This is a genomic window from Cryobacterium sp. TMT1-19 (assembly GCF_004403055.1).
Taxonomy (GTDB): domain Bacteria; phylum Actinomycetota; class Actinomycetes; order Actinomycetales; family Microbacteriaceae; genus Cryobacterium; species Cryobacterium sandaracinum.
Genome location: NZ_SOHB01000065.1, coordinates 1 through 6,126, shown reverse-complemented (window position 1 = coordinate 6,126; position 6,126 = coordinate 1). Strand labels below are relative to the sequence as shown.

The window sequence follows — 6,126 nt, the reverse complement described above, 5'->3', positions numbered from 1 at the left end:
CCTCGGCCGCGGCCCGCGCCGCGCCCACCGCCGCCCCGACTCCACCTTCACTGGCCGCAACGCCGGCCCACCTGTCCGCCGCGCCCGCGTCCGCGTCCGCCGCCCCCGCGTCCGCCGTCACTGCTTCCCCCGAACCTGCACCAGCCGGGGCTGGGGCCGGTACCCACGCCGGTGCGAGTGCTGCTGCTGACACCACTCCGCGGCCCGCGTCGGGCACGACCAGTATGTTCGGTGCGGTATCCCCGCGCCCCGCGTCGGGTCCAAACTCCTCGTCGGGCGTGGACACTCCGGTCGCAGCGAACGGCCGGCGTTCCGCAGTGGACGCGGCGCCGTCCGGTGCCGATGCCGCGCGGCCGGCCTCGGCCGGTCGCCCGCCCGGAGGCAGCCGCCCCGGCAGGCCCCGGCTTCTGATCTGGAGCGTCGGCGGCCTGGTGGTCGTGCTCGCGCTGGCGGCACTGTTCTTCCTCGGGCAGAGCCTGGTCGGCGGCGACGCTGCCCCCGTTGCGGTGGCCACGTCCAGCGCTACACCTGCCCCGAGCGCCACCCCGAGTGTGGCGCCGTCGGCGCCGCCCGAGGCCACCGGCCCCCAGCCGGTCGGCGTGCACCAGTGGGACACCCTGTTCGGCGGCGAATGCCTGCAGCCGTACGTGACACCCTGGGAAGAGGAGTTCACGGTCGCCGACTGTGCCACCCCGCATGCGGCTCAGCTCGTGTACCGCGGAGTGTTCGCCGGGGATGCCGCCACAGCCTTCCCTGGCGAGGCCGAGCTGGCCGGGCAGATCAACCTGCTCTGCAGCGCGACCGGCGTCATCGACCTGGCCGCGGCCTCGGCCTACGGCGACGTGCAGGTGCAGGGTAGTTACCCGATCACCGAGGAACAGTGGTCCGATGGCGGCCGCTCCTACTACTGCTTCGTGAGCCGGGCCTCCGGCGAGCCGATGAACGCGAGCATCGCGGGCCCCGGACCGGTACCCGCCGCATAAGCGTTCCGGAGCATCCGTCATCGACGTCTGCCCCCTGGCTGTCCGGCTGCCTTGCCGCCTGGCTGTCTGGCTGTCTTGTAGCGCAGCGGAACCCCAGCCGTGCAACCGGGATCCGCCGTCGCCCCCCATGCCCGATGTTCGAACGAATTCGACGGAGATTTTGCCGAAAATGGTCAGTTCTGGGTCGGAAACGGGGTTGTGGCGCAAAATCTCCGTCGAATTCGTCAGGGCCTGGCGGGAGGGGGAGCGGGAGCGGGAGCAGGGAGCGGGAGCGGGAGGGGGAGCAGGGGGAGCGGCGGGAGCGGGAGCAGGGGGAGCGGCGGAAGGGGGGAGGAGTGGGAGCAGGAGCGGCGGGCGCGGCTGTAGGGGTGCTGGAGCGACGGATGCGGCAGAGCGCGGCTGCGACGGGAGCGGCGGAACCTAGATCGCGTCGGACTCCACGGGCTCCTTGGAGACCAGCTCGTGCACGCCGGAGAGGATCTCGTCCGGGCGGAACGGGTAGCGGTGCACCTCAGCGTCGTCACTGATGCCGGTCATCACGAGAATGGTGTGCAGCCCGGCCTCGATCCCGGCGATGATGTCGGTGTCCATCCGATCACCGATCATGGCCGTGTTCTCCGAGTGCGCGCCGATCTTGTTCATCGCCGAGCGGAACATCATCGGGTTCGGCTTGCCCACCACATAGGGCTCCATGCCGGTGGCCTTGGTGATCAGGGCCGAGATCGCACCCGTGGCGGGCAGGGGGCCGTCCGCACTGGGGCCGGTCGCATCCGGGTTCGTCGAAATGAAGCGGGCACCGTTCAAGAGCAGACGGATGGCCTTGGTGATGGCCTCGAACGAGTAGTTGCGGGTTTCGCCGACCACCACGTAGTCCGGGTTCGTCTCGGTCATGATGAAACCCGCCTCGTGCAGGGCGGTCGTGAGCCCGACCTCGCCGATCACGAAGGCGGTGCCGCCGGGCGCCTGGGATCGGAGGAAGTCGGCCGTCGCCAGCGCGGAGGTCCAGATGCGGTCTTCGGGCACGTTCAGGCCCGAGGCGCGCAGGCGGGCACTGAGGTCCCGGGGGGTGAAGATCGAGTTGTTCGTGAGCACCAGGAACGGCGTGCCGGCGTCGCTCCACTGCTGCAGCAGCTGCGCCGCGCCCGGCAACGGGCTGTTTTCATGCACGAGCACGCCGTCCATGTCGGTGAGCCAGCATTCGATGTCTTCGCGGCGTGTCATTGGGTGCTCCCTTGGTTCGGGAATAAGCCTAGCGGCGCGAGGTTTCCGGACGGTTACGAGGTGAGCCAGATCGATCGGGCCGCCGCAGACGACAGCCGACGGATGCCGCCGCCCGGCAGCCGCACCACGCCGGGTTCGAGAACGGTGAGCCGGGTTCCCGGGCCGACCCGGTGCACGGCAAGGTCGCGCAGGATGTCCGGGTCGCGGTCGCTGATGCGCACGACCTCCCCGACGTGGCCGGGTGCGGCCTCAGCCAGCAGGATGGCGTCCGGCCGGGTCAGGCTGCCGTCTTCGGCCGGGATCGGGTCCCCGTGCGGATCGGCCGACGGATGCCCGAGCCGATCGTCGATCGCCGCCAGCAGCCGGTCCGAGATCGAGTGCTCGAGCACCTCCGCCTCGTCGTGCACCTCGTGCCAGTCGTAGCCCATCTCCCGCACGAGCCAGGTCTCGATCAACCGGTGCCGGCGCACCACCGCGGTCGCCCGCAGGAAACCGGTCCGGCTCAGGGTGATCGGCCCGTAGGGGACGTGCTCGATCAGGCCGCCGACGGCGAGCTTCTTCACCATCTCGGTGACCGACGACGGCGCCACCCCCAGCCGCGCGGCCAGCACCGAAGGCGTGATCGGGTTCGGCTGCCATTCGGTGTGCGCGTAGATGGTCTTGAGGTAGTCCTCGGCCGCGGGTGTGGGGTGTTTCATCACGCCCCTGTGAACACGAGCACGAGCAGCACCACGTTCAGGGCCACCAGGAGCAGGGCGCAGACGGCGCCGGCGACCGTCGTGTACCAGCGGTTAACATGCTCGCCGAGCACCCCGCGCTGCATGGTGAGCCAGACCAGGGGGATCAGCGCGAACGGGATGCCGAACGACAGGACGACCTGGCTGAGCACCAGGGCCTCGGTCGGGTCGAAACCCACGCTTAGGATCAGCAGCGCGGGAATGAGGGTGACCACGCGACGCGCCAGCAGCGGCACGCGCACGTGCAACAGGCCGTGCATGATCTCCGCTCCGGCGTATGCTCCGACCGAGGTGGACGCCAGCCCGGAGGCGAGCAGCCCGACCGCGAACACCGTCGCGATCACGGGCCCGAGGGTTGCCTCGAGGGCGGCGTGGGCGCCCTCGAGCGTGTCGGTCCCGGCGACGCCCTGCAGAGCGGATGCCGCGAGCAGCAGGATCGACAGGTTCACCGTGCCGGCGATGGCCATCGCGATGGTGACGTCCCATTTGGTGGCCCAGAGCAGGCGTCGCGTTGCTGCGCCGTCCGCCACGACGGGGAATCGGTCCCGGGTGAGCGCGGAGTGGGCGTAGATGGCGTGCGGCATGATCGTCGCGCCGAGGATGGACGCGGCGAGGAGCACCGAATTCGCGCCCTCGAACCGCGGCACGAGGCCGGCGACGACGCTGCCGGCATCCGGCGGAGCGAAGAACACCCCGGCCGCGAAGCCCACGGTGATGATGAGCAGCAGCGCCACGATGACGCGTTCGAAGGTGCGCGGGCCGCGCCGGGTCTGCACCGTGAGCACGATCATCGAGATGACCCCGGTGATCACGCCGCCGGCGAGCAGGGGGAGGCCGAAGAGCAGGTTCAGGGCGACCGCGCCGCCGATGATCTCGGCCAGGTCGGTGGCCATGGCCACCAGTTCCGCCTGCACCCAGTAGAGGCGGCGGGTGAGCGGGCGCCGAATACGTACCCCGAGAATTTCCGGCAGGCTCGTGCCGGTTACGATGCCGAGCTTGGCCGAGAGGTACTGGATCAGCCAGGCCATCACGTTGCCGGCCACGACCACCCAGACCAGCAGGTAGCCGTAGCGAGCACCGGCCGTCATATTGCTGGCGACGTTGCCGGGGTCGAGGTAGGCAACACCCGCGACGAGGGCAGGGCCGAGCAACCAGAGCAGGTGAGAGGATGCCACGGTGGCGATCTCAGGGACCGGTCCCCTCGCATCCGTGCTCATGTTGTTTTTAGGCACACCGATAGGATAGGGCAGATTTAGGCACGCCGAAAGATCAGTGCCTGTGTGGGCGGCCCGGCACACCAACGTTTCGGCGCGGTCGTACGTTTTAGTAGCTAAGCAGAGGGAGGAAACGGGTTCACGGTCGGTGGGGCCGAGGCCTACGTGCGGCGGGCCATCTTCAGCGGCTACCTCGACGAGGGCCGGAAACGCACCCCTGTGGAGCCGGATCGCCCACCGGGCCGCGCTGTCCGCAGCGCTCCCGCCGGGGGAGTACCAGATTTCGGCGGCGATCGACCTGTTCACGGATGCCGGCGCCAGCCTGGTCACCGGCCCGCCGGCCGGTCTGACGCTGCGCTGACCCTGTGCCGAGACGCGGCCGCCTCTGAACCGGGCGGTTACTCCTCGCGCAGGTCCTCGGGAATCGTGGCGACGGGGACCGGGGCCTTGCCGCGGGTGCGCTTCTTCTCGCGGCCGGCCTTGTAGAGCTCGGACAGGATCGGCACGCCCGAGAGCAGCACGATGCCGATGATGAAGAATTCGGAGTACGTCGCCACGAACTCGATCTGGCCGAGCAGGTAGCCCATCAGGGTGCTTCCGACACCCCAGGCGAAGGCGCCGATCAGGTTGAAGAACACGAAGGTGCGGTAGTGCATCCGTCCCACACCGGCGGCGAGAGGAACGAAGGCGCGGAACACGGGCAAGAAGCGGGCGATGATGATGGCCTTGCCGCCGTGCTTGGCGAAGAACGCGTTGGTGCGTTCCACGTTCTTCGGGTTGAACAGGCGGTTCTGCTCGCGGGTGAAGACGGCGGGGCCGGACTTGCGGCCGATTAAATAGGCGACCTGGTCACCGGCGAACGCGGCGATGAAGATGACGAGGCAGGTCACCCAGATCGGGAAGGGCACATCCCCGGTGGCGGTGAGCAGGCCCACGGTGAAGAGCAGCGAGTCGCCGGGCAGGAACGACAAGACGATGAAAGCCGTCTCGACGAACACGATGGTGGCCACGCCGAGGAGCACGAACGAACCGAACCAGCCGATCAGCCACTCCGAGTCGAGAAAGTCGATACCGAAGAGCGTGGGATGCATGGTGATGGTTCCTTCCGGGCGGGGTGCGAGCCGGCGAAACGCGAACCCTGCACGCCAGAATACCCGACGGCATGTCCGGCACGCCCGGCGGTGCCCGGCGGGATACGGTGGATCGGTGCAAGAACCGCAGAACCCCACGCCCGAACTGTCCACCCACGGCGTCGGACCCTGGGCCGGAGAGTGGCCCGAGGAGTCGTTCTACGACCGCGAGCTGCTCGAGCGCGGCGACACGCGCAACGTGATCGACCGCTACCGCTACTGGAGTATGGCGGCGATCGTCGCCGACCTCGACGAGAAGCGGCATCCGTTTCATGTCGCCATCGAGAACTGGCAGCACGACATGAACATCGGCTCGATCGTGCGCAGCGCCAACGCGTTCGCCGCCGACACGGTGCACATCATCGGGCGCAAGCGGTGGAACAAGCGCGGGGCAATGGTCACCGACCGGTACCAGCACGTGCTGCACCACCCGGATGTCGCGTCCTTCGTCGAGTGGGCCGCCGCCGAGACCTTGCCGATCATCGCCATCGACAACGTGCCCGGCAGCGTGATCATCGAAACCTTCCGCTTCCCCGAGCGCTGCGTGCTCCTGTTCGGGCAGGAGGGTCCCGGCCTCTCTCCCGAAGCGATCGAGGCAGCGGATGCCGTCGTCGAGATCAGCCAGTTCGGCTCCACCCGCTCGCTCAACGCGTCGGCCGCCGCGGCTGTCACCATGCACAACTGGGTGTTGCAGCACCGGTTCTGAGCGGGCGTTTCACCACCCCCGATCCCTCCACAATCAGGGTGTGATCGGGTTATCCACAGGGTGCGTGTAGGTGGGCGGATGCCGCGGGCAATGTCGGTGGGTGCCCGTAGCGTGTGTGTCATGAAGCCCTCATTT

Annotated in this window: 5 protein-coding genes and 1 pseudogene; 2 read left to right on the top strand and 4 right to left on the bottom strand. The window is 68.9% G+C overall.

Annotation, left to right across the window (positions count from 1 at the left end; all coding sequences use genetic code 11):
• Positions 1 to 983, top strand: a pseudogene (locus E3T40_RS14955) (large membrane associated protein); the annotation flags it as partial.
• 420 nt (positions 984 to 1,403) lie between these two features.
• Here the strand turns inward: E3T40_RS14955 and E3T40_RS14945 are convergent.
• The 4 genes from E3T40_RS14945 to E3T40_RS14925 form a co-directional block, all read right to left on the bottom strand.
• A complete protein-coding gene (locus tag E3T40_RS14945; RefSeq protein WP_104170661.1) occupies positions 1,404 to 2,204 on the bottom strand; it encodes an HAD-IIA family hydrolase in 801 nt (266 codons plus the stop codon).
• A gap of 53 nt (positions 2,205 to 2,257) precedes the next feature.
• Entirely contained in the window at positions 2,258 to 2,902 is a 645-nt protein-coding gene (locus E3T40_RS14940) for a metal-dependent transcriptional regulator (RefSeq protein WP_104170726.1), read from the bottom strand.
• A complete protein-coding gene (locus E3T40_RS14935; RefSeq protein ID WP_134544552.1) occupies positions 2,902 to 4,158 on the bottom strand; it encodes an Nramp family divalent metal transporter in 1,257 nt (418 codons plus the stop codon). Before E3T40_RS14935 ends, E3T40_RS14940 begins: the two co-directional genes overlap by 1 nt.
• 395 nt (positions 4,159 to 4,553) lie before the next feature.
• Positions 4,554 to 5,246, bottom strand: a complete 693-nt coding sequence (locus E3T40_RS14925; protein WP_134374774.1) for a DedA family protein — start codon at positions 5,244 to 5,246, stop codon at positions 4,554 to 4,556.
• A 115-nt stretch (positions 5,247 to 5,361) separates the two neighbouring features.
• Here E3T40_RS14925 and E3T40_RS14920 point away from each other — a divergent pair, with 115 nt between their 5' ends.
• The gene (locus E3T40_RS14920; RefSeq protein WP_104100100.1) at positions 5,362 to 5,991 is read left to right on the top strand and encodes an RNA methyltransferase; all 630 of its coding nucleotides are present in this window, start codon (positions 5,362 to 5,364) and stop codon (positions 5,989 to 5,991) included.
• Positions 5,992 to 6,126 lie beyond the last annotated feature (135 nt).

Excerpts from the sequence above, each read along its gene's own strand:
- E3T40_RS14935 (WP_134544552.1), bottom strand. The coding sequence starts at position 4,158 with ATGAGCACGGATGCGAGGGGACCGGTCCCTGAGATCGCCACCGTGGCA.
- E3T40_RS14945 (WP_104170661.1), bottom strand. The coding sequence starts at position 2,204 with ATGACACGCCGCGAAGACATCGAATGCTGGCTCACCGACATGGACGGC.
- E3T40_RS14940 (WP_104170726.1), bottom strand. The coding sequence starts at position 2,902 with ATGAAACACCCCACACCCGCGGCCGAGGACTACCTCAAGACCATCTAC.
- E3T40_RS14925 (WP_134374774.1), bottom strand. The coding sequence starts at position 5,246 with ATGCATCCCACGCTCTTCGGTATCGACTTTCTCGACTCGGAGTGGCTG.